This is a genomic window from Nostoc sp. FACHB-133 (genome assembly GCF_014698055.1).
Taxonomy (GTDB): Bacteria; Cyanobacteriota; Cyanobacteriia; order Cyanobacteriales; family Nostocaceae; genus Nostoc.
The window spans coordinates 96565-122864 of record NZ_JACJSH010000006.1; the positions used below are offsets into that span (position 1 = coordinate 96565).

The following is a 26300-nucleotide window of genomic DNA, read 5'->3' on the forward strand; positions in this document are numbered from 1 at the left end:
GGGAAGTCGTTAGCAAGAAACCACGTATGAATGCAGAAGAAAAAATTATTGTCGCTTTGGATGTACCAGATGAGCAAGCTGCGATCGCTCTTATAGATCAACTCCCGCAAGTCGGTTTTTGGAAAGTCGGCTTAGAGTTGTTTACCAGCACTGGCCCCAAAATTCTGGAAGTCCTAAAGTCTAAGGAAAAGCGCATTTTCTTAGATTTAAAGTTTGATGATATCCCCAACACCGTTGCTGGTGCTTGCCGGAGTGCAGCTAGATACGGAGTCGATTTGCTGACAATTCATGCTACTGCTGGTAGAGATGCCCTGAAAGCTGCAATTGAAGCGGCACACGAAGGGGCAGCCCAAGCGGGTGTACAACCGCCAAAGTTAATTGCTATTACCCTGCTGACGAGCATTTCGGCTAGGCAGTTGGCATTTGATTTAAAAATACCTCTGGAATTGCCAGAATATGCCCTAGAAATGGCCCTACTGGCTCAAGAATGTGGTTTGGATGGGGTAGTTTGTTCGCCTCAAGAGGTGGCACAGCTACGAGAGACTTGTGGAGATCGCTTTTTGCTAGTTTGTCCGGGCGTTAGACCAACTTGGGCTGATATTGGCGATCAAAAGCGATCGCTCACTCCAGCACAAGCTATGAAAGCTGGTGCAGATTATTTAGTAATTGGCCGTCCCATTACTACTGCTACTGAGCCAGAGTTAGCCTGGAAGAGGATTTCTGAGGAGTTAACCACGGTGGCATGAAGCTAAGAGTCAGTGAGAAACTGGGAGACAGAGTGCAGGGTGTAGGGGAGAAAAATCTTGCCTCTTCACTCAAGAAGAAAAATTATAGTTGGCTTGTAGCTTGTGGCTTTTGGATTTTAGTATCAAATAGCTTTACTTACCCAGCGTTCTCGAAAAGCCTTACCCCTAACTCCTCGGCGCTAGCAGAAAGAGAAAAGATCAACGACGGGGCGAAATCTTTCTGTTCTGAGCAAAATTTAGAAACATTAACTATAGAGCTACTCCAAGATTTACCTAGTTATACTAATCGCGCCAGTCAACGCGCCCGTCGCCTCAGCAGAAGTAGCGATATTTACAGTTATATGTTAGTGGCAGGAAGACCTGAGTTTACTCCTCTGCCCCTTAACCTTGAAGAATATAGTGCAGATGCATCTAAAAGCTCTGCATCAGGAGTTGAGCAAGTTTTCTTTACTACCTTGGAGCGCCAGTACATAGGAAAGAAAGCGATCGAATTGCAGGAATTCCACTGGCTGTTGTTGACTAAAACTTCAACTGGTTGGCATTTAGTGATGATGTTTTCTCAAACTGGTTCCAATTCAGCACAGCAGCTATTATCCCCGCCACGCGATAGTAGTAATGGCACTGTTGCCCAAGCGGTGAATACTTGGTTACGCGATTGCCAAGCTGGAAGTGTCCGACGGATGCGTGCTGTGAATGGTGGAAAATAATCCCGCCCAGAACTGAAGTTATGAGCTGATAGCCAAAGTCCACTCAAGTGGAATGAATTGATCTGATCATTTATAGGACAATACGGTTCAGTTAGGCATTTTTTTCTTCTCTGTGTTCCCTCTGTGCCTCTGCGGTTCGTTAAAAAATTTGACTTTGATAAAGAGTTTTAGCCTTAACTGAACCGTATTGATTTATAGGACTTACGCACAAGTTAGGGGATAACGAAATAATCTAGACGCGTAGCGGCTTCCCCCAGGCTAACGCAGAGAAACCAGTGCGTTGGTTGGCTTCGCGACTTCTACCCCTGTGGGGATGAAAACGCAGTACGAGATTTACAAGGTATGGCTGCGGTATTACTTGTATGTACACTGTAGCCTTCTCGCAGAGGGAACAGAGTTTATTGCATACAAACGAAAAGCACTAAAAGTAGCTTTTGCAAGAGGGAGAAAGAGATTTTTATTACCCTTTTCCCTTTTCCCTATTTCTGCAAACAGTCGATTTTGCTCTCATTAATTTCCGAGCTAGATACTTGTTTCAAACAAAATAAATGTACATCATCCAACTAGCTTGTATCAGTGTAATTGCGCCTATGCCTTTGGGAAGATTTTCAGCAAGTTTAGCCAATAAACAGCGAAAAAAAGCAGACATTATTTAAAAACAAAGGCTGGCTTGAATTTATGCGTTGTAACTCCCGTTTTTTGGCGATAACATAGAAATAGGTTTATTTCGAGCTTCTCAAACCGCCTTTGGCGTGAGTTTTTTTTATGGAGATTCAATTAATCAACATCGGCTTTGGTAACATTGTGTCTGCTAACCGAGTAGTTGCAATTGTCAGTCCAGAGTCTGCCCCGATTAAGCGGATTATTACCGATGCGCGGGACAGAGGTCAACTGATTGATGCAACTTACGGTCGTCGGACTAGGGCTGTAATTATCACCGATTCCAGCCACGTAATTCTGTCAGCAATTCAGCCGGAAACGGTAGCGAATCGCTTTGTAATTTCCCGCGATCATCAAACTGTAGATAATTAACACTAGATTATTCCTACTCCTCTTTGTACCGTATCAGCAGTACGATGTGAATTAGATAAGTTTTCTGTCACCCTTGCTACAAATTCCTTAGTCACTAGTGGACTTGGCCGGGAACACAAGACTAATGAATAATATCTATTGATTGATTCACAGGTTGAGGGGATAATGCCAGTTTTACCCATACAGAGTAGTGCTACCACAGAAGAATGCTTACATTTAGGCAGATTGATTGTTTTGACTGGCCCTAGTGGGGTTGGTAAAGGCACTTTAATGCGATCGCTCCTACAACGTCATCCAGAACTTTATTTTTCCGTATCCGCAACGACTCGTTCTGCCCGTCCAGGAGAAATCGATGGCAAAAATTATTACTTTGTCAGCCTTAGTAAATTTGAACAATTAGTGGCTGAAGGTGAGTTTTTAGAATGGGCAGAATTTGCTGGTAACTATTACGGCACTCCCCGTGAAGCTGTACTTAACCAAATTCAATCTGGCAAGTTGGTAGTGCTGGAAATTGAGTTAGAAGGCGCAAGACAAATTCGTGCTTCCTTCCCCAGTGCCCTGAGCATTTTTATCTTACCGCCTTCTTTTGATGAACTGGAGAAACGGATACGCTCTCGCGCCCAAGACTCTGAAGAAGCGATCGCGCGTCGTTTACTCCGCGCCCAAGAAGAAATTCAGGCCGCAGATGAATTTGATATTCAAATCGTTAATGACGATTTTGAAACTGCTTTAAATGACATTGAAACGGTTTTGTTTAAATAAGTTTGGAGAGACGCGATTAATCGCGTCTGTACGGGAGTTAGAAGTTATGAATTTTACACTCCCAACTCCTAACTCCTAACTCTTCATTTCTAAATTAACCAAATAGACCTTGAATTAGCCCTAGATTGCTAGTCAAAAAGTAAGCAACTACTGCACCACCAATACCACCAATTAAGAAAGAACTGGCAAAGTTGTTCCAGCTTTCTTTAGAGTTAAAAGCATCTACCGGGGGATTAGGTACGGTAACGCTAGGAAGTGCTTTGGGTGGATTGCTATTAGCATACAAGGATAGACAAGCGGTGAGCAAAACCACCAAGCCGATGGCTCCCAGTAACCCAGCCAAATTAGCATTAGCTGTATCCCGCAGTGGGCCCAATTTTGCGAAGGGGCCAAATAGCAAGTAACCATGAGCCATGCCAACTTCTAAACCGCGTCTAGCAGGAGACAGACCTGGGCGATAGGCAGGTAAGTTATTAATGAACCACTTGCTCAAGGGAGAAGCATTAACCGGAGTTTCTAGGTTTCCCAGTTGGGGATCGCGAAATGCAGGGAAAACAACTTCCCGATTTCTGGGATCGCTGGGGAGATTTTTTGATGCGTCTACAGCTTGTGCCATATTTTATGTTCGCCTCTAAATTTAAAATGGTGGCATTTTTATATTAATAATAATTGTAGCTAAAGATGTCTTTTGGCTAAGAAGTTTAGAAAAATTAATTTAGCTAATTTTAAAAGTGTGAAACTCGCGATCTGTAAACAGGATCGCGAGTTTCAAAAAACTCTTTGTGCTGCCTATTTTGGTGATAATTCTGCTTAACTAAGCTGAATACATCAACTACATAATTTTAGGAAAAACACAAGAAATTCAACTGTGCTAAATTCCATTTTCTACCTATGGCAGTGGGTGGAAAAGTAAGTCGGGGAAAAAGCGGTTGAATTCAATCAAGATACCTGCTGTGATTGTCAGCCAGATGGTAGCTGCCACAGGTGCTGTGGAAATAAACTTAATCAAATATGATGATTGATCGCCTTTGTCTGCCATGAATTTATTCTCCAAAACGAATGAATTAGTTAAGCTGATTTAGCGTGGGGAAACAGTGATTTCTGAATCTTTGGCTGCTAATTTTCCAGAGAGAAACTCTTGCAGTGCTGCTACAGGCCAAGTAAAGCCTGACGCAATTATAGGGAGTGCCAAACCAAGATCGATTTGGATTTCTTTGAGTTCAGTATCAGATTCCTTTTTGATTGCTTGCAGATAAGTACGACCTACCCAGCCAATCCAACCAGCAATATATAGAAACAGAATGCTGGGGATCAAAAAGTCACCAGCCCGATCTAGACGACCATCAACAATTAAGTGAGGATAGCCTTCAGGACCGCACAGCGCCTGAGAATAACGCTCAAACCGTTTTTTCCCTGATTGGGGATCGGCGGTGGTATTACGGGCATTAGCTGCTAGCTCTTGAAAAGCGGGATTGTCCTTGCACGGTGTCAAATTAGCCCCTAAAGCTTGTGCTGGGGAGGCAAAATTGAACCAAAGACAAATCGCTAACATCAAAGCAAACAATCGTCGCATAGAGTTGTTTCCTTTTATTACAAAACAAGAAGTTCTTTGTACAAAACGAAGCGGCTTGTACAGCTGTTTATTTGCATAACTAGGAAGTCATCATACTCTTGGGTGGGAACCGAGTAAAGTTTAAGTAAATAAAAGTTAAAGCTTCTCAACCAAAATAGAGTGTGAAGTCTTGAGTGCTGAGTAGAAGAATTGTTGTTGTAGGGTAGTAAAGAAGCAAGATTTTCTCTTGATTACTCTGGACTCCAGACTCAGCACTCATTACTTTAAATGACAACCGTTTTAGCTATAGAAACCAGTTGTGATGAAACTGCCGTCGCAATTGTTAACAATCGTAAAGTTTGTAGCAGTATTGTCGCCTCGCAAATTCCAGTCCATCAGCAGTATGGCGGGGTAGTGCCAGAAGTCGCATCTCGCCAGCACTTGGAAACGATAAATATTGCGATCGCACAAGCCCTAGAGCAAGCCCAGCTAGACTGGGGACAAATTGACGCAATTGCCGCCACTTGCGCCCCTGGACTCGTAGGAGCGCTCTTGGTGGGGTTAACTGCTGCCAAAACCCTAGCAATGGTACACAACAAGCCATTTTTGGGAGTTCATCACCTCGAAGGTCACATTTATGCAACTTACTTGAGCGAATCAAGTCTAAATCCCCCTTTCTTGAGTTTATTAGTTTCTGGCGGACATACAAGCTTGATTTTCGTCAAAGATTGTGGTAATTACGAAACACTGGGGCAAACTCGTGATGATGCTGCGGGTGAAGCCTTTGATAAAGTGGCGCGATTATTAAAGCTAGGTTATCCCGGTGGGCCAGTAATTGACAAGTTGGCACAACAAGGAAATCCCCAAGCCTTTGCTCTTCCAGAAGGAAAAGTTTCTTTACCTGGCGGCGGGTTTCATCGTTATGATGCGAGTTTTAGTGGGTTAAAAACGGCTGTATTGCGTTTAGTGCAGCAATTAGAGAAAGATGGTGGACAAGTGCCAGTGGCAGATGTAGCAGCTAGCTTTCAGGAAACTGTAGCGCGATCGCTAACCAAAAGAGCGATCGCCTGTGCCCTAGACTATGGTTTAGACACAATTGCCATTGGCGGCGGTGTAGCAGCTAATAGTGGGTTGAGAAAAAACCTCCAAGCTGCCGCCATTAAACATAACCTCCGTGTCCTATTCCCACCTCTGAAATTCTGTACCGATAATGCCGCTATGATCGGCTGTGCCGCCGCCGATCATCTATCTCATGGTCATACGTCGCCTCTTACATTAGGCGTTGAATCTAGGTTAGCGCTGACCCAAGTGATGAAGTTATATCACCCTGTTGAGTAGTTATTTGTCCTTAGTAACCACCAATGACCAATGACTAATGACTAATGACTATCGACCGAATGCGATCAGCCACTTCATCCGGCTGTTCCAACATAGCTAGGTGTCCGCAATTAGGAATTTCCAAAACATTGTCACCACAGTATTGGAACAATCTGTGAAAGCTAGCTAAATGGCGTACATACTTGGGTTCCATAACCTTATCCTCAGCACCAGCCAAAAAATAAACTGGCTGCTTCAGTTGGGATACTAGCTCAGGTAAACGATTGATTTCTTCCTCCGTTGTGGAATCTAACAGAGTTCCTAACGCTGCTTCTGGGTCAGCCACAACGAAATCAATCAGCCTCTGACGTGCCCAATGGCGGTCTAAAGGACGCACTACACTGGCTCTCGTAAACAGCAAATCAATCAAAGGCACTTGGGAGAGCCAACGCGGGCGGACTTGCAAAAATTTCTGACCTGCCGAGCGAAACTGCTCAAAGGCTTCTTTCAGGTAAATACCACCGCCAGCATTGATACAGATAACTCCCTTAACGCACTCAGGTATTTGATCTGCTCCCCAAAGCGCGATCGTACCTCCCAAGGAGTGACCAATTAGCCAAGCACTAGTAATATTCAGCTGTTTTAGGAGAATGGCTAAATCCTGAGCATAAGCAACAGGAGTATAAAGAGAATCGATTGGTGAACCAACCGCACTATTCGAGATGGGCATCAGACTTAGAGACGCTTGTGCCCGACTAAAATCGGTTTGTACCAGGGACTGGGATTCACCAAAACCCCGCAAATCATAGGAAAGGCACTGCAAATCATCTGATAGGCGGGAAATCACAGGTTGCCAATATCCACGGCTATTGAGCCAACCGTGGATAAATACTAAAGCGTGGGGGCAGGAAGTGGGAGCCGTTAGCTCGTATGCGTGTGGAACGCCCAAGATTTCGATAGTTGCCATGTTTATATCGTACCCCGAAGGGCGGGTGCGACTAAATACGGAATAGGAAGAGAGACGTGATTAATCTCGTCTTTACAGGAGTTAAGAGTTAGGAATTGTTAATTTTTAATTACAAATTATGAATTACGAATTATTTAACTCATAACTCCTCAATTTTCTCATTTCCCCAGCAACCTCTGTCGCACTCCTTCGGCAATTTTGTGACCGAGATATTCAGGAATAAGGCTTTCATTTGGCCCCAATAAGTAGAGAATTAGCCGTGTACGTCCACGCCAAACCAATAAATTGGCATTGACTACCAGCAGGTCTTCCTGCCAGATGGCGTACATCACTTTGTAGAATAATCCTGGTTGATTATCGGCTTCAATCACCAAGGCAGGGAGATGAAAGACCGGATCGACATAGAACTCAGTTTGTACCTGCTCTAAGCCAGTATCAAGATTAAATTCTACAGCCAGCATCTCTTCTACCTCAAACCGACCTCCTAAAGCCTCTCGGATGGCACGACAGACATTTTCTGCGGTTTTCTCGGTCAAGGCTTTACTACCACGAGATACCAACAATTTGATAAAAACTAACATTGGCGGACGAATCTGACCGTATAGGCTCAGACCGTGAATAGTCAACCCATAAGCTGCTAGTACACCAAAAATATCGCTGAGGAGAAAAGACTGGTTACGGTAAGCAAAATGCAAAGCACTTTTACTACCTTCCGGTTTCAGTTCAATCACAGCGCGTCTAGTTTTATACAGACGGTAGGCTAGGCGCAAATTTTGCAGTTGAATCTCACTGCTGACGAATTGCTCATAAAACTGGGGAAACGCTCGGTTAAAGCGCTTTAGAAGTTCCAGTGTTGAAGATTTTAAACCAGAAGCCATTGTTAAGGGTAAGACTCGCTTGCTTTCATCACCTGGGGACTAGGGGCTGGATGTTGGGGACTAGGGAAGAATTTTCCCAAATACTCAATCTCTTGTATACAATTCACTCCTAAGCTAACCTGCATTTAAGCTCTATACGAGCAATTATCAGGATTTGGTTTTCCATATTAAATTTTGATTCTAAGCAGAGACTTCTGACCATCATAACTTCGGTGTCCAATTCCTTTAGCCAACAAGAGGATGAGTGAATAGGAAGTGATTTTGAATTTTGAATTAGTTTATATCCTTACTTTTGGGGAATTTCTCCTAGCCTTTACAACAAAATGCTAAAGTTGAAAATGATTGGTGTGAAACACGCTCTAAATAGCTGTTACCATTGCAAATCCCGAAAACAACCGAAAAATTTTGAGTGTAAGGGGTAGCAAATGGAGGTAGCTATATTAAACGTGAATCAACACTCCTGAGAGTGGAAACCAATTTAGTTATACTACCCGAACCACGTTGGCATGGGTTTTTGGAAAACTTGGTTTAGTACTCCTGAATCTGTAGCGACAACTAGGACAAACCCTTTTGAAGAACGTGTGGATGCTGCGGGCAACTCCAACCCCAGCAGCATTAGCGAAGCTTCTTCAAAGGAAACTCGCATCGTCTTCAGTACGGAGCGAGATATTGACCTGTATGAGCTAGAAGAACTCTGTGATGCAGTTGGTTGGTCGCGTCGTCCTCTAAGAAAAGTGAAAAAAGCTATTGAGCATAGTTTTCTTGTCGCCTCAATGTGGCAGGTGAGAGGAAACCAAAAGCGGCTCATTGGTTTTGCCCGCGCTACCTCAGATCACGCGTTTAATGCCACTATTTGGGATGTCGTGGTTCACCCAGACTTTCAAAGTCAAGGACTGGGTAAAGCACTGATGAAATACGTTCTCAAAAAACTGAGAAGTGAAGAAATTAGTAATGTCACTCTCTTTGCAGATCCCCATGTTGTAGATTTCTACCGGACTATGGGGTTTATGGCTGATCCAGAAGGCATTAAAGGCATGTTCTGGTATCCTCACTAGCGCTCAATCAAAATAAAACCCGATTTGCATAAGAAAATCTATTATTTTGATGTAGTTTTGAAAGGTTCAGCCGACAAGGGCGCAAGTATATATCTTGTAGAACTAAGTCGGCAAAAAACCTTTATCGGTGTAAAAATCTAATCTATCTTGTTTTTGGTAAAGGAAAAAAGATTAGGCATAAGCCGTATGATGTGATATAGTGACCTTAATGCTTTTGGTAAAGCGCGATCGCTTTAATGGGAAACTAAAACCAAACTTCCAAAAGTAGATGAGTATAACCGGGATGTAGCGCAGCTTGGTAGCGCGCCTGCTTTGGGAGCAGGATGCCGCAGGTTCAAATCCTGTCATCCCGATTTAAGTGATATTATTTAAAAGTTTACTTGCTAGGCGATGCAATTAAATTGTACATTTTTACGGATAATAGCAATTTGCCTGTTATAGTGTTGGGTTAAATGTTGAAGCCTAACAAGCAAATTTCACCCTGAAGCAGTAAGATATTGCTGATACTGGACTTTGTATCGATTTGAGAAGATATTAAAGCAAACACGATGGAACGATTGATTAAGTAATAGCGTCACCCGATCTTAGAGAAAGCCGATAGAATGGCATTTATCATATCTAAGGTCGAGAGACTAAGAGACTTTTCACCGTTTGAGAAGACATATACTAGGCATCTACAGCATTTCGTGGTGAATAGCAAAGCGAAATCGAGAAGAACACAACTTTAGTACTGTCGATTTGTGAAACCGATTATAGCAACCCTCAATAGCTGGGGAATATTGGATTTTGACCGTTGATGCTTAACACTAAACCTCAACGCGCACAATGAATTTTTCCCAACTGAAATAGATTGCTATATAACTAAAGCTAGTTGGTGCTGTGCAAATCCAACCATTTGTTTAATTTAATTAGATTATTGATGCGAGGAGCAGTCATGAAATCATTTATTCGCTTAGGCGCAACATTGGGTATAGCTGGCAGTGTATTTTTAGCGGGACTTTCAGGAATAGGCAATCTACCGGGAATAGGCAATCTAGAGGCGGTAGCGTTGCCACAAGATCAGATAGTGAAAAAGCTCCAAGAAGTACCTGTATTCACCCTGACTAATCCTAAAGGCGAATTCGTAGTTCTTTCGAGGAAAAACAACGCGTCCAAGCCGATCTCACAAGTAGGATTTTTTATTAGCAAGCAAGATGCTCAAAAATTCCTTGATAATCGGCTCAAAAAAGAAAATCCCCAATTGGCCAGCACTTTACAGGTGAGACCTTTATCCCTGGCAGACTACTATAAAATAGTCCAAGAAAGCAAAAAGAAATCAGACTCTGTAATTTATACTTTAGTCCCGACGCAAGCACAGGTAGCTTCAGCAACAAGTATGCTGAATCAAAATGGTAAAAAAGGGGAGCAATTCAATGGGATTCCCTTATTTGTACCCAAATTTAAGAAAGATAATAGCTATTTGACCATTCCCCTGGCAAAAGGCAACGAGCGATTCATCCCATTTTTCTTTGAAAAAGAGCAAGCAGTGGCTCTATTAGACCAATTCAAAAAAGCCGTACCCAAGGAAGCAGAGAACACTGAAATTCAGGTAGTGGATTTGTACGGTGTTATGGAGGCTCTTAATAGCAGCACCGATCCTAGTATCAATAAAATTGTTCTGTATCCATCACGGGAGTCCATCAATTTTATTCGCTCACTTGCGCCGAATCAATCGCCAGCTGCTGCGCCCGCTCCGAAAAAATAACGGTTATGTACTCCAAGGTTGAGGCATGGGGGAGAAGCATCTGATAGTTTCTGGTTTACAACTTTGGCAGTGGCGAAATACAGCCCTTGAAGCAGCGATCGCCACTGATGTGCCAACAATGGAGGTAGATTGGCTACTCTTAGAAGTTGCTGGGTTAGACCGCTTGGCACTGCGTTTGGAATCCTTTAAAAACTGGCCGCAAATTCAGCTGCAATTACCTCTAGAAAAGTTAGACCAGCTATGGCAGAGGCGATTAAATGATCGCTTACCAGTGCAGTATATTGCCGGAGTGACACCTTGGCGTAACTTTCAAATCGCGGTGTCAAGTGCCGTTTTGATTCCCAGACCAGAGACAGAGAGCTTAATTGATTTAGCTTTAGCAGCAAGCGGTGTATCAGGACATTGGGCAGATTTAGGTAGTGGAAGTGGAGCGATCGCCATAGGATTAGCAGATGTCTTGCCAACAGCAACAATTCATGCAGTTGATTACAGTTTAGAAGCTCTAGCGATCGCCAGAACCAACGCTGCTAATTTGGGTTTTGCTGACCGGATTAAATTTTATCAAGGTTCTTGGTGGGAGCCACTAGCATTTCTCAAAGGTCAGTTTAGTGGTATGGTGTCGAATCCTCCTTACATACCCACCAGCACCTTACCTACACTGCAACCAGAAGTAGTTAACCATGAACCACATCTAGCTTTGGATGGTGGGGGTGATGGCTTAGATTGCATTCGCCATTTGATAGAAATTTCTCCCAGTTATTTACAATCTGGCGGTGTATGGTTAATTGAGATGATGGCAGGACAGGCGGATGCAGTACGAGAACTTTTGCAAAATCAAGGTAGCTATTGTAAGATTCAAATTCACGCTGATTTAGCTGGAATTGAACGCTTTGCCCTTGCCTACAAAAGTTAGGAAATAGGGTATGGGGTATGGAGCATGGGGCATAGCGCATAGGGAAAATGCTCCATACTCTATACCTGTACCCATAAAAATGACACAAGTTTCTTTAACAAATCTAATAGCTGGTGCACGGGCTGGTCTTTTGGTAAGCTTTCCTACTGATACTGTTCCTGCACTTGCAGCGATACCAGAAAAAGCTGGGTTAATTTTTACGGCGAAGCAACGCAGTCAAGACAAACCTTTGATTTTGATGGCTGCTAGTGCTGAAGATTTGTGGCTCTATGTTAAAGGTAGTGAAAACGAGTATAAAGTTTGGCAAGAACTAGTTGAGAAACATTGGCCTGGAGGGCTGACATTAGTTTTGCCAGCAAGTGAACGATTGCCAAAAGTTATGAACCCTATCGATCCAACGACAATTGGCATTCGAGTCCCGAACAGTGCGATCGCTCGAACTATTTTGGCGCAAACAGGCCCGCTTGCTACCACTAGCGCTAATTTTTCCGGTCAGCCACCTTTGCAAACGATGGCAGAAATTGAGACCCAGTTTCCCCAGGTTTTGACTTTAACAACGACAGAATCTCAGGGTGAAACAGCAGCAATGGGTATACCTTCCACCGTTGCTAAATGGACAGGCATAAATTGGCAGATTTTACGACAAGGTGCGATAAAGTTAGATATTTCGAGTGATAAATAGATATAGGTCGTTATAATGTTGTTTTCCTGATTTTCACAACAGAGAAATCTGGAACTTTAGTCTGCGCTGTTGTGGTCAATTAACAAGTTAATAATTGCCAAATTATGAATTGGATCAACTGGATATATCTAGGAGCAGGACTCGCACTAGGTATAATTTTCTATAGGTTATTTATGCTATGGCTACGCCCGCAGCAGGCATCAGCAAATGTTTCATCTAGCTCATCCCTAATAGCGCCATTAGATCAAGAAGAGATGCCATCGATATCACAACAGCTACAGCAAACGCAGCTGGCATACTTTATGGCAAGGGAAATGAGCCAGTTTAAAGCTGGTTTTTTGGCACGAACTACCCATGAATTGCGATCGCCTCTCAATGGTTTGATTGGCTTGCATCAATTAATTTTGTCAGATTTATGTGAAGATCCGGCTGAAGAAAGAGAATTTATTGGCCAAGCTCACGAACGAACGCTGAAGCTACTCAAGCTGATAGATGAAATTCTCACCGTTGCGAGAACGGAACACGGTACTAATAAATTAGATATTCAGCCCCGACCGTTAGCGCAAATTTTGGAAGAGGTTCATAAATTAACTTATATGCTGGCGGCTAATCGCAATTTTCCTTTGCAATTGTTACCCGCCGATCCAGAAATTTATGTTTTAGCAGATTATCTCTGGCTCCGCCAAATATTGATCAGTTTAATAGACACTGCCATTACTCAAATGGAGGAAGGCAGTATTTGTATTTCTAGCAATATCTTACCTACAAATAATTTTGTAACCATTTGGCTGGATGTTCCAACTCATGCTATACCCTCAAGCGAGCCGATTGATTTGCTCAAATCTGATGAGCAGCAGCTCCAAATTGATCAAAAGGCTGCTCTTTCCCCAGGAATGAGGTTATTAATCAATCAGACTTTAGTGGAAGTTATGGGAGGAAAGTTAGAAATCCTACCTTCGACCATTGCCAAGGAACCACATCAGGAGATTACCAGACTACAAATCTCTATCCCCCTAGTGATTCCTGAAGCTGAACTTCTGTAGCAGCAACAAAAACACGGTTAGCTAGGTTGTGTAGCACCATTGTAGTGGTGGTGTTAGTTTGAAAACCCATCTTTTCGTAGAAGCCTTGCTGGTGAGTAGTCATCAGATAAACGCGCTCAACCCACCTCATGCGGGGATGACACAAAACGGTTTCTACTAACTTGCTTCCCAACCCGCTACTTTGATAATCTGGATGAATGACAACATCCCAAATAGTAGCGCGATATATGCCATCAGATGTTGCTCTAGCAAAGCCAATGAGTTGATCGCTATCCAAGACATAAATCACTGGTTCACTATTGGCAACGGCTATACCTAAATCTTCAATACTGCGTCCCTTTGCCCAGAAAGCTGAAACGTTTAACAGTTCTTGGAGTTGGTAAAGGTCAATTTCAGATTTGCGTTCGCTAAATTGAATCTCAGACTCGTTCATTTATGGCATCCACTTTTGGCAATATCTTTGTATATTTAAGTCATATTTTGCTAAAAATTGCTGTACGTGTATATGTATATGCAACGAAAAAGAAAAATTAATGACAAACCCACTTCCACAGGGGATGACTTGGCCCCTGCTGACGTATCCGATAAACTTGTTTTTCTAAACGTTGTTTTTCCGGCTTTGGGAGTCCAAATAAGATATTCCGACTTTGCCAAACTAAAACAGCAGCAGTCATCCCAATACAAAAGGCTAAACCGAAGGTAGACAGTGGATGGTAGAAGAGTCCATATCGCACCGCTACCCAGGTAAAATATTGTTGCCACAGAGAAATTTCTGCACGTAGACCCCACAAGCTAACAGGTGCAATGGTGAGCCACAAACAGCCGACAAACAGCCATCTACCGTATAATGTCAGCTTATGTAGCCTTTGTACTTGTTGAATAAAGGATGCGTCAGAGTTCTCAAATTCTGGATTAGGGATTAATGGTTCTTCAGGTTGATCCATAGAAGAATAAAATTCCAAAGCATAGGTGAGCAATTTAAAATGCTTTAACCCAATTGTGAAATGCACACGAGTTTAACTATCCTGAGAACTGGCGGATGTATCAATCGGCTCTACGCTTTCTAACACTTGGGATTCATCCCTTTCTCGCCACCAAGTAAGGAGAGTACTGGCGATGAAAATACTTGAATAAGCTCCCATCGTGAACCCAATAATCAAAGCTAGAGCGAAAAATCTCAGTGTTTCTCCGCCAAATAGAAAGATTGCAGATAATGTCAGCAACACGGTTAAGGTCGTGTTGATGGATCTTGTCAGAGTTTGGTTAACCGCATCATCGACAATTTCGGCAATTGGGTGTTCAGGATTGATTTTAATTGTTTCTCGAATGCGATCGTAAATCACCACTGTGTCGTTGACCGAGAAACCTGTGATGGTAAGTAAGGCGACGATAAAAAGGCTATCTACTTCAATGCCCGCTACCAAACCCAAAATTGAAAAAGCCCCAACTGTGATCAAGATATCGTGAAAGAGGGCAACGATCGCAAACACAGCATAATCTAACTGGAAGCGGAAGCTCATATAGATAGTAATACCGATGAAGGAAACTATCAGAGCTAAAATTCCAGACCTCAACAGTTCTTTTCCCAGCGTAGGGCCAACAGAGTCAATTTGGTTTTTTTGCGGATCAAAAACGCCAATTTCTTCGCTTAAAGCATTTTGCAACTTGGTGCGCTGATCGACAGTCAAATCTTTTGTGCGAATTAGTACACCATTTTCTGCACCATTTTCAGAGACAAGTTGGATGCTGCTATCACCCAGTCCCTGCGCTTTTGCTACTTCCCGAACAGCATTGATATCAATTGGTTTGTCACAATTGCCTGGTTTGGTGCAATCTCGGACAAACTGTAACCTTGTACCACCGATAAAATCTAAACCGGGGCGTAAGGGTGCGTGAATATTGGGTTGTTGCCAAGAAATCACCATTGAGATGATACCGGCAAGAATAATCGCAGCAGAAATAGTCCACCAAAGCGATCGCGATTTGTTAATACTCAGTTTCATGGAGTCACCTCTGCCTTATTCGATGTTGGCAGGTTTGGACAGAAAAGTTCTGTCTTCCGCAAGGAGGGAATTGAAATTGCCAAAAACAGCAATGTCCGACTACAAGTAATTGCGGTAAACATACTCACAGCCACCCCCAAAGCTAAGGTAAGAGCAAAACCTTTGACTAAACCAGACCCCAGCCAAAACAGGGCAGCACAAGCAATCCATGTAGTGACGTTGCTATCTAAAATACTAGAAAATGCTCGGTAAAAACCAGATTCTACAGAACGATACAGAGATTTACCTGCTCGTAATTCTTCCCGTGTCCGTTCAAAAATTAGTACATTGGCATCAACTGCCATCCCAATACTGAGGATAAAACCGGCAATTCCCGGCAAAGTTAGGGTGACACCCAATAAAGCAAAGGTTGCCCAAGTTAAAAGGGAATAAATCACTAGTGATACATCCGCAATCAGTCCTGGTAATCGATAGTAAAACACCATGAAGATTAATACTAAAGTCAGACCACCAACCCCAGCATAAATACTGCTTTGAATACTATCTTTACCTAATGTTGCCCCTACTGTCCGCCTTTCTGCGATTTCTACTGGTACGGGTAATGCGCCACCACGTAGCTGTACACCCAAGTTATTAGCTTCTTGTGCGGTAAATCTTCCTGTAATTACGGCAGAGCCACCAGTAATACCTGCGGCGGCAAATTCTATACCTACACTAGGAGCGCTGATCAGTTCATTGTCTAGAAAAACACCAATACTCCGCCCAGTACCGGCAAGATTCTTCGTCAAATTGGCAAACAGTTCACCACCCTTTTGGTCGAAGCGAATGGTAACGTGCCAGTTGTTACCTTGAGTGGGTTCACCATAAGCATCCTTGAGGTATTTGCCACCTAGTGGTGGATTAGTACTTTCAAACAATTCTGCGATCGCTTGATTACTTTTTTGTAAATCTTCTTGATTTTTAGCTATTGCTGCTTTGTCACTACTCTTTCTCAACTCTTCTTGCTTGACTTTCAATTCGGCTCTAGATGTTTGGAAAGCACGCAGTGGGATTTCTGTATTTGGCTTTTGGGTACGAAATTCTAACTGCGCCGTCCCCCCTAACACCCGTTCGGCTTGTTCTGGATCGTTAACCCCTGGCAATTGTACCAATATTTTATCTGCGCCGACTGTTTGGATCAGTGGCTCAGAAACACCCAGACCATTAATCCGGCCTTCGACAACTTTCTTCACACCTTCCAATTCTCGTTCGGTGATTTTGGGAATTTCTGCTGATGGTTTCACCTGAATTGTTAGCTGTGAACCTCCCCGCAAGTCCAGTCCCAGGGGTATCGGAATTGTCGCAATCACCGTAAAAGCGGCGATTATCAGGACTAAAATCAAAATTAATAGCGATCGCTGTCTTTGCATACCATAACTCGCAACTGACAAACGCTATAATAGCGCTCTTTTGAGGAGTTATGAATGGGAAATAGGGAGTGGGAAGTTGGGAGTGGGAAGTCGTAGTTGAATTTCTTCCCCATTCCCTACTCCCTAAGTAATGGATGGGAAGTCAGAAGTAGTAGTTGAATCTCTTCTCTATTCCCTTAAACCCGCAACGCCACCATTTTTTCCACAGCTTCTACGATTTGCTCTGGTTGGATGATTGTTAGTCGTTCCAGATTGCCGTTGTAAGGCGTGGGGATATCTTGAGAAGAAAGCCGCAGTACTGGCGCATCTAATTCATCAAATAAGCGATCGTTTATTGAGGCGATGACTTCTGCTCCGATACCCGCAGTTCGCATGGATTCTTCCACAACAATGACTTTATGGGTTTTACGTACTGATGCACCAATTGTATCAAAATCTAATGGCTTGAGGGATATTAAATCAATAACTTCTGGATCGTAACCTTGTTTTTCAAGTGTTTTTACTGCTTGCAGCACATGATGCCGCATCCGAGAATAAGTGATAATTGTGACATCCTTTCCTTGGCGCACAACTTCGGCTTTATCTAAGGGTAGTAAATATTCTTCTTCTGGTAAATCTTCTTTCAAGTTGTAAAGCAAAACGTGTTCAAAGAACAACACGGGATTATCATCGCGGATAGCTGATTTTAGTAGTCCTTTAGCGTTTCTTGGTGTCGAGCAGGCAACAATCTTCAAGCCTGGCACAGCTTGGAAGTAAGTTTCTAATCGTTGGGAATGTTCTGCACCTAGCTGCCTTCCTACACCACCAGGGCCGCGAATTACCATCGGAATTTTAAAGTTACCGCCGGAAGTATAGCGCAGCATCCCAGCGTTGTTGGATATTTGGTTGAAGGCGAGCAATAAAAAGCCCATATTCATGCCTTCGATGATGGGACGCAACCCTGTCATGGCTGCCCCTACAGCCATGCCAGTGAAGCTATTTTCAGCGATGGGGGTGTCTAGAATGCGGAGTTCGCCATATTTTTGGTACAGGTCTTTGGTAACTTTGTAGGAACCGCCGTAGTGTCCTACGTCTTCACCGAGAACGAATACGCTGGAATCACGTGCCATTTCTTCATCAATGGCTTCGCGTAAGGCGTTGAAGAATAGTGTTTCTGCCATTTAGACCTTTTAGTACGATTATGGTTTTAGAATTTTATCGTGCTGCTGTCGCAAATACGGTGAGCGATCGCACTAGTTAGAGATTGGGTTTTTTAAACGAACTACCCCAAACATAGAGCGAGTAATTGCCATAACTATATCAAAGCTATTTAATTTAGATTTTAGAGGTTTTATGAGCGATCGCCTCTCACTCTGGCAAATCTGCTGATTTATTTATGTAATAAAACTTAGATGGAATGTATAAAAAAGTCTCACGCCAAGCACCAAAACACTACCCTGCGTCTTCGCGCCTCTGCGTGAGATTTCCCTCTAAATTAGTATTTAATATGCCTAGCCTACTTTAACCATCGCGCCGCATCTTTGGCATGGTAGGTCAAAATCAAGTCTGCACCAGCCCGTTTAAACCCAGTTAAAGTTTCCATAACCACGCGCTCTTCATCAATCCAACCATTGAGAGCCGCAGCTTTTACCATCGCATACTCACCAGAAACATTGTAAGCCGCAACGGGTAAGTTACTCGCTTCCTTGACGCGCCAAATAATATCCATATATGCCAAGGCTGGCTTAACCATGAGCATATCAGCACCTTCAGCGATATCTAATTCAATCTCTTTAATCGCTTCGCGGGCGTTACCTGGGTCCATTTGATAAGTTCTTCTATCCCCAAATTGCGGTGTCGAGTCTGCTGCATCCCGAAATGGGCCATAGTAACCCGAAGCATACTTAGCAGCATAAGACAAAATCGGCGTGTCTTGAAATCCTGCTTCATCCAAACCCTGACGAATTGCTTGCACAAACCCATCCATCATCCCAGAAGGCGCGATGATATCGGCACCGGCTTTGGCTTGAGAAACTGCTGTTTTCTTCAACAATTCCAGAGTTGGGTCATTTAAAACTCGTCCTGTTAAATCACCAACTTGTAGATAACCACAATGGCCGTGGCTAGTGTACTCACACAAACAAGTATCAGCAATTACAATCAAATCTGGAACTGCCGCTTTTACCGCCGTCGCTGCTTTTTGGACGATACCGCAATCATGCCAAGCACCAGTTGCATCTACATCTTTATCAGCCGGAATACCAAATAAAATAATAGAAGGAATTCCTAAATCGTAAACTTCTTTTGCTTCTTCAACGATTTTATCTACCGAAAGTTGGTAGACTCCGGGCATAGATTTCACCTCATTAGCGATTCCCTCACCTGGTACAGCAAATAATGGGTAAATTAAATCGCTTGTTGTTAAAACAGTTTCACGAACCATCCGGCGCAGTTGAGGATGGGTACGCAGACGACGGGGGCGGTGTGTAGGAAACATAAAATTTTATGAAGAAAAACAACGCAGATGGACACAAAATAAAGCGTCACAAAAGCAGGCTAAAATTTTCCTGCCGTCAGACAGACTACAAACAGTGCTTAACTGTCCTTTGCCCTACTCTTAATCAAGTTGTGGGGCAATTTTGTATTCTACAGCTTGGTTGCACCTATCCAACGGACTGGGAAAAAAACGACATAATAAGCAATTCAAAATTCAAAATCGTCAGACCTTCTATTGGCAAAATCCTGGCGATTGGTTGTGTGCATCAAGGCACAACAGCTTAATAAAAATAACCAACAATTCCCAATGCTAAATGATAATTTCTTCTAAAGAAATCGGAAAATGTAGGGATAACGGAAGGGTATATCAGGATTGCTGAAAACTCCGATGAGCGCCCAAATTGTTAATCCCCAGTGTAGTAGATATCCCAGACCAGCTAGTGGCCCCAGTAATAATAGAGGTAACACTAACCAACCGAATAGAAAAAACAGCGCTCCCAGAATTGCACCATAAAACCAGACATTAAAGTGGAAATTGATGGATTCTTTGGCGTTTTCTTTAACAACAGGATCGTCAGATACAAGCAGTATGGCGATAGGTACACCGACAGATACCAATGTTGTGCTGAAAAAAATGGCTCCATGCGACAAGGCTGATAGAAGCTTTCGCTTGTCTGTGTCGTACATTGCTTTCTCCTCTTTAGTTAGATTGTTGTTTATACTACGACCCTATCACGAGCATCGTTGTCTTAAGATTAAAAGACTTGCCAGAGTTAAAAAAAATTAAGCTAGCTAACAAACAAATACAATTATGTCTACTGAACTTCAGTCTGAACTTATTCAAGCGGTTGAACTACGCCGCAACTTTGCGATTATATCTCACCCCGATGCGGGTAAAACGACACTAACAGAAAAGCTACTCCTGTACGGGGGTGCAATTCACGAAGCTGGGGCGGTTAAGGCGCGACGGGCACAGCGTAAGGCTACCTCTGACTGGATGGCGATGGAGCAACAACGGGGTATTTCTATTACCTCTACGGTGTTGCAATTTGAATACCAGAAGTGTCAAATAAATTTATTAGACACTCCCGGACACCAAGATTTCAGTGAAGATACTTATCGCACCCTTGCCGCCGCCGATAATGCAGTAATGTTAATTGATGCGGCAAAAGGTTTGGAACCCCAAACCCGCAAATTGTTTGAAGTGTGTAAGTTGCGCGGTATTCCAATTTTTACTTTTATCAACAAGCTCGATCGCCCCGGAAGAGAACCTCTAGAACTGTTGGATGAAATTGAGCAAGAATTGGGATTGCAAACCTATGCGGTCAACTGGCCGATTGGTATGGGCGATCGCTTTAAAGGTGTTTTTGACCGACACAAGCAACAAATTCATTTGTTTGAACGCAGTGCCCACGGTAGCCGAGAAGCCCGTGATACGATAGTCGAATTAGGTGATCCGAGAATAGAAGAGAAGCTAGAACAAAGCCTCTACTACCAACTGAAAAATGATTTAGAACTGCTAGAAGGAGTTGGGCCAGAACTAGATTTGCAGTTGGTACACGAAGGCAAAATGACACCTGTGTTCTTTGGTAGTGCCATGACCAACTTTGGGGTAGAGTTATTCCTCAAGTATTTCCTCGAATATGCCCTCAAACCCGGTTCTCACTACAGCAGTGTTGGTGAAGTTGCCCCTACATACCCAGAATTTTCGGGGTTTGTCTTTAAACTACAAGCAAATATGGATCCGAAACACCGCGATCGCGTCGCATTTATCCGGGTCTGTACTGGTAAGTTTGAAAAAGATATGATGGTGAATCACGCCCGCATTGGTAAACTCATCCGTCTGTCTCGCCCGCAAAAACTCTTTGCCCAAGAGCGAGAATCGATTGATGTGGCTTATCCTGGCGATGTGATCGGTTTGAACAATCCCGGTGTTTTTGCGATCGGGGATACAATTTACACGGGACAAAAGCTCGAATATGAGGGAATTCCGTATTTCTCGCCGGAACTGTTCGCATCTCTGAGGAATCCCAACCCCTCGAAGTCTAAACAATTCCAAAAAGGCGTTGCGGAATTGCGAGAAGAAGGTGCTGTGCAAATTATGTATTCAACTGATGAAGCCAAGCGCGATCCAATTTTGGCGGCGGTGGGTCAGTTGCAATTTGAAGTAGTGCAGTTTCGCTTACAAAACGAGTATGGTGTAGAAACCATATTAGATTTATTGCCCTACAGTGTCGCCCGTTGGGTTGAGGGTGGTTGGGAAGCATTAGAAAAGGTGGGAAGAATATTCAATACCACTACAGTTAAAGACAGCATGGGACGGCCAGTGTTGCTATTCCGCAATGAATGGAATTGTCAACAGTTACTGGGCGACCATCCAGAGTTAAAATTAAGCGCGATCGCTCCAGTATTTTCTAGTCAACAACCAGTGGATGAATAAAGAAGAATACAGAATTCAGAATCCAGAATTCAGATGAAGACTCAATTGAATTCTGACGACTGACTCCTGAATTCAATCTTTATCATTCACTTGACAAGCAAAACTCGGGCGCGGTTGAGTTCCACGGCATCCGAGGTTCGCGCTTTTGCACAAACGTGGATCACCTAGAAGAGATTGGAGTGCCAGAATTTGTATGCCTTCACATGCCAAACCGTCTTTGGAGGCTGGTTTAATTGCCCTCAAGCAGGGAAATTACCAAACAGCGATCGCTCAACTAGAACCTATTGCTAGCAGCCAAAATAATGGTACTGCTAGCTTACAAGCCCAGGTTGGTTTAGTGATGGCTTATGCTCGCACTGGCGAAGTTCCCAAAGCGATCGCTATTTCCCAGAATCTCATTGAGAGTAACAATCCGCAAGTTCAAGAGTGGGCAACACGCGCTCTCGAACACCTGACAAAACGTAAGAAACGCGATCAAGAATCAAAAAATGTCGAAACTGGATTTGTAGCGTTTGATAACTCAACTCCAGATCCTCCTCCAGATTCTCCCCCAGTTACCCCTCCGGTAAACCTTACATTAGAGGAAAAGCCAGAAGAGCAAGTAATAGAAACAAAGAGCGACGACACCCCGCCGATGGTGCCACTACCTAGACTCAAAGCTACGGTAGCTACACCATTACCACCACCGGCTGCACCTTTAAACGGTTTCATGGGTTCTGTTACGCGCACCCAAGCTAAATTATTTGGTGTTATTTATTGGCGACAAGCACAACGCGCCAAAGCATGGCAACCTCTACGTAAACCAAAATTAATTCCCTTACGATTGCTAACAGCAGGAACATTCATTGCCCTATTTTGGGTGATGCGAGAAATCCTCAAGTTTGCAATGGGATTCATCAACCTGACTTTAGTCAAACTACCTTATCTAGAGCCGTTGCAGCTTTTATACAGCAACCCTACTAAATTGTTGCTAATAGTATTGGTGATTTTGATCGGTGTATCACCTTGGTTACTGGATCTGCTACTGGCGAACTTATATGGTCAGCGAGAATTTTCCAAAGATATATTGAATGCCCATAGCCGCGAAGCTGTGCGGGTGCTACAACGTTGTTGTCAACAGCGCCACTGGCCCTTACCCAAACTAAGGATTTTACCAATGGCTGCACCAATTATCCTGACTTACGGTAGTTTACCACGTAATGCCAGGATTGTTGTGAGTCAAGGGCTATTAGAGCAACTAGCAGATGATGAAATCGCAATTATTTACGCCACGCAGCTAGGGCACATTGCTCACTGGGATTTTGCTGTGATGTCTTTGTTGCTGCTGGTGACACTACCCATCTATAAGCTTTATCAGCAAATATCAGAGTTGGGAGACAAAATATCAGGGATTTGGCGCTGGCCGGTGACAATTGTGGCTAGTCTCGTTTATGGACTTTGGGGTTTACTGACTGGGACTGGATTGTGGTTGTCGCGGTTGCGGCTTTATTATAGCGATCGCGTCGCATCTGAAATCACCGGTAATCCCAACGCCCTGATTCGCGCTTTACTCAAAATTTCCATTGGCATTGCAGCTGATATTCAAAAAGAAGAACATACCAGTTGGCAACTAGAAAGCCTAAATCTCTTGATACCAGTCGGTCACCAACAGAGTCTTTCTTTGGGCACTATTGCCAGCAATTTATCTTTTGAATCATTTTTGAAGTGGGATACTGCCAATCCATACCGCCAATGGTTTACGATTAATAATAGTCATTCCTTGATGGGCGATCGCATCGAACGCCTCTGCAAAATAGCCCGTCACTGGCATCTGGACACCGAACTACATTTTGCTAGCGAACCATCAAGGGTTAAGCGTCAGTCTTTCTTGTTACAAATCGCTCCCTGGCTGGGAATTCCTTTAGGGTTTCTGTTTGCAGCTTTGGTCTGGCTAACCTGGCAACTAGCATTCGTACTCAAGTTTTTAAATCTAAAGTGGATATATGAAGATTGGTCTTTCATTACAGGCTGCCTTCTAATTGGCTTTAGCATCGGTACAGTAATGCGGATTAATTCTTTTTTCCCTGACATCAAATCCGCCACTGTGCAAACTGATGACTACCTACCCAACCTATTAGCTGACCCTTGTGCCTTACCTATTGATAGCGTCAGCGTGCGCCTGGTCGGTAAACTATTAGGTCGTCAAGGTACTAGCAACTCCCTAGCACAAGATTTAATCCTCCAATCCAGCACGGGCTTGGTGAAATTACACCACATTTCTTGGCTAGGACAGTCAGTGAATCACCAGGATCTCATCGGTCGGCAAATTATCGTCACAGGTTGGTTCCGGCGAGGAGCAACACCTTGGATCGATGTCCACACCTTAGAAACTCAAAGTGGTAAAACTATTCATAGCCCTCATCCCATCTGGTCTACTTTTTTGGCAGTTGCAGCACAGGCTTTGGGCGCATACATTTTTCTGACTGGTTAGTCATTGGTTATTGGTCATTGGTCATTGGTCATTAGTCATTGGTTATTTGCAAAGGACAAAGGACAACTGACAAATGACAGAATCAGAATGTAAACAAAAGTTGCAGATTTTCTTTAAAAGTGTTACATTTATTTACACAAACAATAGCAGCCGACATAACTCAGCACTACAGCTTAGTCATGAATTCGGATGCTTTTCCCCCCTCCATAACTTTTTATCCTCCCAACACAGCAGGAAATCAACCAGCCACCGGCTGGTTTTTGTTTCAAATTATGCTCCCTTGAATAAAAAAATGTGTTTTATGTTACGATCCAGTAATACTAACGTTAGAAATGTATGCGCTAAACTAGCTACGTAGAAAATACCGTGGTAATGTAAGGAATGGTATTTGATTCTGCGAAAAAGGCATGGAAGAAAGCGTGTACTTTAGCAGGCAATAGGCTATTAAATTTACAATTCTTAGAATTAAGGTGTTATTAGCTCACCATTGTGTGGGCCTTTGGATTAAACAAGCTTGATCCCGACGAAAAACTGTATTGTATAGGTTGACAGTTTCGAGCAAAAAATTGGTTGATGGCAGTCTTGGTCAATAGCATCTATTTAAATTAAAAGCCAAAGCCAAGTGATTGTTTTCTCGCCTTGCCATGTTCATTTAACTCTGGAGGTATAGTTCATGTCCGTTCGCCTATATATAGGTAATTTGCCTAAAGAAGAAATCGATCGTCAAGATTTGCAAGCAGTTTTTGCAGCAGAAGGTGAAGCTGTAACTACTAAATTAATTAAAGACCGCAAAACTGGCAAATGCCGTGGTTTCGGTTTTCTTACCGTCAACAATGACGAACAAGCTGACGAAATCATTGAAAAGTATAATGGTCAGATGTTTAAAGACACTGCCATTAAGCTAGAAAAGGCATTACCTCGGACAAAGGGTGAAGAGGGCGACGAACAAGCTCCTAAACCAGTTACTCTGGCTGGTAGTAGTACGCCCACTCCTAGCGTTAATAGAGAAGGTAGAGAAGGTAGCCGTCGGGAGAAAAGCTCTAAAAAGCCCCGTCGTGGCGGCGGTGGCGGCGGTTCTCGCGACAACAGCACCACAACAACTACCGATTCAGACGCTATTCGTCCAGATCCTCGTTGGGCTTCGGAATTAGAAAAGCTGAAGCAGATGCTAGCTGCACAAACTACGAACTAATCCTTAAAGGAGAGAAATTAAAAATTAAAAGTCAGAATTTTTTTTGATTTTTAATTTTTAATTGTTGATTATCATCTGGCTGCTTAGTTAAAAGCTACTTGCAGCTATTTTTGTAAGTGCATATCGATACAACGTAACTTGTACAGAGTTGCTGTTAAAGCCTGCTTATAAAAAAATTAAGTTTTTGCGATTAGACGCATTAAAAAGGTAACTGAAGATAAGTGCGATTGCAGGAATTATCTGGATTTGACAACTTATAGTCAATAATGGCTAGCTTCATAATGTCAAGAGAACTAGAGGCGGGTAGGCGCAGCCCGCACTTCTCTACGAGACGCTGCGCGTAGCTTGCTTCCACAAAGTGGTATGACAAAGCTACTTCGGCTGCGCTCAGTACAAGTCAGTGACCGCCGTAGGCATCGCTCTCCAGATAATTTACACTCAAGGTAAGACCGATCATTTGCAGCTTCTGTTATGTCCTCAACTCTAGATTCTTTGCCACCTGCGCTTGCTAAAATTGTCCAACGCTTTCAACGCGCTTCTGAACCGAAGCGGCGCTACGAACAGCTAATCTGGTATGCTCAGAAGCTCAATGAGTTCCCAGAAGCTGATAAATTACCCGAAAATAAAGTTCCTGGTTGCGTGTCTCAAGTTTATATCACCGCAGCTTTGGATGACGGTAAGGTTGTATTTCAGGGCGATTCCGATTCCCAGTTAACCAAAGGTTTAGTAGGGCTGCTAGTTGAAGGATTGCAGGGACTAACACCAACTGAAATTGTCCAACTTACACCAGATTTTATTCAAGAAACAGGCTTAAACGTTAGTCTGACACCCTCCCGTGCTAATGGGTTTTACAATATTTTTAAAACCATGCAAAAAAAAGCATTGGAATGTAAGTTAGATTTGCCTAGCTAAA

At 43.2% G+C, this 26300-nt stretch carries 27 protein-coding genes and 1 tRNA gene; 16 read left to right on the forward strand and 12 right to left on the reverse strand.

Going from position 1 to position 26300, the window contains the following annotated elements; translation table 11 throughout:
- Nucleotides 1-26: 26 nt before the first annotated feature.
- The 4 genes from pyrF to gmk all read left to right on the forward strand — a co-directional run bounded on the left by pyrF (nucleotide 27) and on the right by gmk (nucleotide 3247).
- Nucleotides 27-746 carry an orotidine-5'-phosphate decarboxylase gene (gene pyrF, locus H6G86_RS07155; RefSeq protein WP_190933740.1) on the forward strand — a complete coding sequence of 240 codons (720 nt, stop codon included), beginning with the start codon at nucleotides 27-29 and terminating at the stop codon, nucleotides 744-746.
- Complete coding sequence (locus H6G86_RS07160; protein ID WP_199338180.1) at nucleotides 743-1453, forward strand: hypothetical protein; 711 nt, start codon at nucleotides 743-745, stop codon at nucleotides 1451-1453. The genes pyrF and H6G86_RS07160 overlap by 4 nt, the downstream gene beginning before the upstream one ends.
- Before the next feature lie 765 nt (nucleotides 1454-2218).
- Nucleotides 2219-2485 (forward strand): extracellular matrix/biofilm regulator RemA, encoded by a 267-nt coding sequence (remA, locus tag H6G86_RS07165; RefSeq protein ID WP_012410221.1) that lies wholly within the window; start codon nucleotides 2219-2221, stop codon nucleotides 2483-2485.
- Nucleotides 2486-2650: 165 nt separating this feature from the next.
- Complete coding sequence (gene gmk, locus H6G86_RS07170; RefSeq protein WP_175586660.1) at nucleotides 2651-3247, forward strand: guanylate kinase; 597 nt, start codon at nucleotides 2651-2653, stop codon at nucleotides 3245-3247.
- Nucleotides 3248-3341: 94 nt separating this feature from the next.
- On the opposite strand, the gene H6G86_RS07175 is transcribed toward gmk, so the two are convergent.
- The 3 genes from H6G86_RS07175 to H6G86_RS07185 form a co-directional block, all read right to left on the reverse strand.
- Nucleotides 3342-3863 carry a photosystem I reaction center protein subunit XI gene (locus tag H6G86_RS07175; protein ID WP_190933741.1) on the reverse strand — a complete coding sequence of 174 codons (522 nt, stop codon included), beginning with the start codon at nucleotides 3861-3863 and terminating at the stop codon, nucleotides 3342-3344.
- Nucleotides 3864-4136: 273 nt separating this feature from the next.
- Complete coding sequence (gene psaJ / locus H6G86_RS07180; RefSeq protein ID WP_012410218.1) at nucleotides 4137-4286, reverse strand: photosystem I reaction center subunit IX; 150 nt, start codon at nucleotides 4284-4286, stop codon at nucleotides 4137-4139.
- A 39-nt stretch (nucleotides 4287-4325) separates the two neighbouring features.
- Nucleotides 4326-4820 (reverse strand): Photosystem I reaction center subunit III, encoded by a 495-nt coding sequence (locus tag H6G86_RS07185; protein WP_114081157.1) that lies wholly within the window; start codon nucleotides 4818-4820, stop codon nucleotides 4326-4328.
- 267 nt (nucleotides 4821-5087) lie between these two features.
- Here H6G86_RS07185 and tsaD point away from each other — a divergent pair, with 267 nt between their 5' ends.
- The gene (gene tsaD / locus H6G86_RS07190; RefSeq protein WP_190933742.1) at nucleotides 5088-6137 is read left to right on the forward strand and encodes a tRNA (adenosine(37)-N6)-threonylcarbamoyltransferase complex transferase subunit TsaD; all 1050 of its coding nucleotides are present in this window, start codon (nucleotides 5088-5090) and stop codon (nucleotides 6135-6137) included.
- A gap of 34 nt (nucleotides 6138-6171) precedes the next feature.
- Here the strand turns inward: tsaD and H6G86_RS07195 are convergent, their stop codons facing one another.
- Entirely contained in the window at nucleotides 6172-7083 is a 912-nt protein-coding gene (locus H6G86_RS07195; protein ID WP_190933743.1) for an alpha/beta fold hydrolase, read from the reverse strand.
- 158 nt (nucleotides 7084-7241) lie between these two features.
- Complete coding sequence (locus H6G86_RS07200; protein ID WP_012410214.1) at nucleotides 7242-7961, reverse strand: hypothetical protein; 720 nt, start codon at nucleotides 7959-7961, stop codon at nucleotides 7242-7244.
- Between the two features lie 506 nt (nucleotides 7962-8467).
- Between H6G86_RS07200 and H6G86_RS07205 the strand changes: the two genes are divergently transcribed.
- From H6G86_RS07205 to H6G86_RS07230, 6 genes are all read left to right on the forward strand, one after another.
- Nucleotides 8468-9016 (forward strand): GNAT family N-acetyltransferase, encoded by a 549-nt coding sequence (locus H6G86_RS07205; RefSeq protein ID WP_114081160.1) that lies wholly within the window; start codon nucleotides 8468-8470, stop codon nucleotides 9014-9016.
- A 279-nt stretch (nucleotides 9017-9295) separates the two neighbouring features.
- Nucleotides 9296-9369: transfer RNA gene (locus H6G86_RS07210), tRNA-Pro, on the forward strand.
- A 581-nt stretch (nucleotides 9370-9950) separates the two neighbouring features.
- The gene (locus H6G86_RS07215; RefSeq protein WP_163929244.1) at nucleotides 9951-10760 is read left to right on the forward strand and encodes a Tic22 family protein; all 810 of its coding nucleotides are present in this window, start codon (nucleotides 9951-9953) and stop codon (nucleotides 10758-10760) included.
- A gap of 25 nt (nucleotides 10761-10785) precedes the next feature.
- Nucleotides 10786-11673 carry a peptide chain release factor N(5)-glutamine methyltransferase gene (gene prmC, locus H6G86_RS07220; RefSeq protein ID WP_190933744.1) on the forward strand — a complete coding sequence of 296 codons (888 nt, stop codon included), beginning with the start codon at nucleotides 10786-10788 and terminating at the stop codon, nucleotides 11671-11673.
- A gap of 79 nt (nucleotides 11674-11752) precedes the next feature.
- Nucleotides 11753-12355: an L-threonylcarbamoyladenylate synthase gene (locus H6G86_RS07225; RefSeq protein WP_190933745.1), complete on the forward strand. Its 603-nt coding sequence runs from the start codon at nucleotides 11753-11755 to the stop codon at nucleotides 12353-12355.
- A 104-nt stretch (nucleotides 12356-12459) separates the two neighbouring features.
- Complete coding sequence (locus tag H6G86_RS07230) at nucleotides 12460-13398, forward strand: sensor histidine kinase (protein WP_190933746.1); 939 nt, start codon at nucleotides 12460-12462, stop codon at nucleotides 13396-13398.
- Here the strand turns inward: H6G86_RS07230 and H6G86_RS07235 are convergent.
- The 6 genes from H6G86_RS07235 to hemB all read right to left on the reverse strand — a co-directional run bounded on the left by H6G86_RS07235 (nucleotide 13361) and on the right by hemB (nucleotide 19286).
- Nucleotides 13361-13831, reverse strand: coding sequence for a GNAT family N-acetyltransferase (locus H6G86_RS07235; RefSeq protein WP_190933747.1), 471 nt, complete (start codon nucleotides 13829-13831; stop codon nucleotides 13361-13363). The two genes, H6G86_RS07230 and H6G86_RS07235, sit on opposite strands and share 38 nt — an antisense overlap.
- A 97-nt stretch (nucleotides 13832-13928) precedes the next feature.
- Nucleotides 13929-14342 carry a hypothetical protein gene (locus tag H6G86_RS07240; RefSeq protein WP_190933748.1) on the reverse strand — a complete coding sequence of 138 codons (414 nt, stop codon included), beginning with the start codon at nucleotides 14340-14342 and terminating at the stop codon, nucleotides 13929-13931.
- A gap of 72 nt (nucleotides 14343-14414) precedes the next feature.
- The gene (secF, locus tag H6G86_RS07245) at nucleotides 14415-15401 is read right to left on the reverse strand and encodes a protein translocase subunit SecF (protein ID WP_190933749.1); all 987 of its coding nucleotides are present in this window, start codon (nucleotides 15399-15401) and stop codon (nucleotides 14415-14417) included.
- Nucleotides 15398-16810 carry a protein translocase subunit SecD gene (gene secD, locus H6G86_RS07250; protein WP_190933830.1) on the reverse strand — a complete coding sequence of 471 codons (1413 nt, stop codon included), beginning with the start codon at nucleotides 16808-16810 and terminating at the stop codon, nucleotides 15398-15400. Before secD ends, secF begins: the two co-directional genes overlap by 4 nt.
- Before the next feature lie 176 nt (nucleotides 16811-16986).
- Entirely contained in the window at nucleotides 16987-17970 is a 984-nt protein-coding gene (locus tag H6G86_RS07255) for an alpha-ketoacid dehydrogenase subunit beta (protein WP_012410204.1), read from the reverse strand.
- Between the two features lie 335 nt (nucleotides 17971-18305).
- Complete coding sequence (gene hemB / locus H6G86_RS07260) at nucleotides 18306-19286, reverse strand: porphobilinogen synthase (protein ID WP_179074055.1); 981 nt, start codon at nucleotides 19284-19286, stop codon at nucleotides 18306-18308.
- Between the two features lie 8 nt (nucleotides 19287-19294).
- Between hemB and H6G86_RS07265 the strand changes: the two genes are divergently transcribed.
- Nucleotides 19295-19570: a hypothetical protein gene (locus H6G86_RS07265; RefSeq protein ID WP_190933750.1), complete on the forward strand. Its 276-nt coding sequence runs from the start codon at nucleotides 19295-19297 to the stop codon at nucleotides 19568-19570.
- Between the two features lie 42 nt (nucleotides 19571-19612).
- On the opposite strand, the gene H6G86_RS07270 is transcribed toward H6G86_RS07265, so the two are convergent.
- A complete protein-coding gene (locus H6G86_RS07270) occupies nucleotides 19613-19972 on the reverse strand; it encodes a DUF4870 domain-containing protein (RefSeq protein ID WP_012410202.1) in 360 nt (119 codons plus the stop codon).
- A gap of 124 nt (nucleotides 19973-20096) precedes the next feature.
- Between H6G86_RS07270 and prfC the strand changes: the two genes are divergently transcribed.
- From prfC to H6G86_RS07290, 4 genes are all read left to right on the forward strand, one after another.
- Nucleotides 20097-21725: a peptide chain release factor 3 gene (prfC, locus tag H6G86_RS07275; protein ID WP_190933751.1), complete on the forward strand. Its 1629-nt coding sequence runs from the start codon at nucleotides 20097-20099 to the stop codon at nucleotides 21723-21725.
- Between the two features lie 193 nt (nucleotides 21726-21918).
- Complete coding sequence (locus H6G86_RS07280) at nucleotides 21919-24195, forward strand: M48 family metalloprotease (RefSeq protein ID WP_190933752.1); 2277 nt, start codon at nucleotides 21919-21921, stop codon at nucleotides 24193-24195.
- Nucleotides 24196-24868: 673 nt separating this feature from the next.
- On the forward strand, nucleotides 24869-25387 hold the full coding sequence (locus H6G86_RS07285) for an RNA recognition motif domain-containing protein (protein ID WP_114081172.1): 519 nt from the start codon (nucleotides 24869-24871) through the stop codon (nucleotides 25385-25387).
- Between the two features lie 471 nt (nucleotides 25388-25858).
- On the forward strand, nucleotides 25859-26299 hold the full coding sequence (locus tag H6G86_RS07290; RefSeq protein ID WP_190933753.1) for a SufE family protein: 441 nt from the start codon (nucleotides 25859-25861) through the stop codon (nucleotides 26297-26299).
- Nucleotide 26300 lies beyond the last annotated feature (1 nt).